Source organism: Cellulosimicrobium sp. GQ32 (genome assembly GCF_059758455.1).
Genome location: NZ_JCAXEP010000029.1, coordinates 1 through 962 on the forward strand (window position 1 = coordinate 1; position 962 = coordinate 962).

At 74.3% G+C, this 962-nt stretch carries 1 protein-coding gene; it reads left to right on the forward strand.

The genetic code is table 11. The features are described from left to right. Positions 1-962, forward strand: a 962-nt coding sequence (locus tag AC6CH9_RS20785) for an Ig-like domain-containing protein (protein WP_498156594.1), incomplete at both ends; no start/stop codon positions are given.

The window sequence follows — 962 nt, forward strand, 5'->3', positions numbered from 1 at the left end:
GACGGACGGCCCCGACGCGACCACCGGTCTGGTGCGGGTGGACGTCCTGCCGCCGTCGGAGGCCGAGGGCGCCCCGATCGTGGTGACCGACACCGCCCTGCTCCCGGCGGGCGGGTCGACCCTGGTCGACGTGCTGGCCAACGACACCGACCCCGCCGGCGGCGTCCTCGTCGTCCAGTCCGTGCGCGTCCCGGCCGACGCCGGCGTGTCGGTCGCGATCCTGGCGCACCAGATGCTGCGGGTGACCGAGATCCGGGGCCTGAACGGTCCGGTGACGGTGGAGTACACGGCCTCCAACGGGACCGAGACCACGACGGGCCAGGTGCGGGTCATCCCGGTGCCGGCACCGACGCGGTTGCAGCCGCCGCAGGCGGCGGCGGACGAGGTCACGGTGCATGCCGGGGACGTGGTGACGATCCCGGTGCTGAAGAACGACACCCACCCCGACGGGCTGGAGCTGTTCTTGCAGCCCGAGCTCGAGCAGGACGTGGACCCCGCCCTGGGCGAGGCGTTCGTCTCGGAGGACACGCTGCGGTTCAAGGCCGGCCCCGAGGCCGGGACCGCGTACGCGATCTACCGGGTGCGCGACGTCAACGGGCAGGAGGACTCCGCCCAGGTCACGATCCGCATCCGCGACGGCGAGGACAACGCGCCCCCGCAGCCGCGCGAGATCGAGGCCCGCGTGCTGTCCGGGTCCAGCGTGCGCATCGCGGTCCCGCTCGACGGGATCGACCCCGACGGCGACTCCGTCCAGGTCACCGGCATCGCGACCCCCGCCGCCCAGGGCACCGCCCGCGTCGTGGACGGCCAGATCGAGTACGCGGCGTCCAAGAACGCCGCCGGGCACGACACGTTCACCTACTCCGTGCTGGACGCCCGCGGCGCCACCGCCGTCGGCACGGTCCAGGTCGGCATCGCCCGGCCCGCCGAGACCAACCAGGCCCCGGTGGCGGTGGACGACG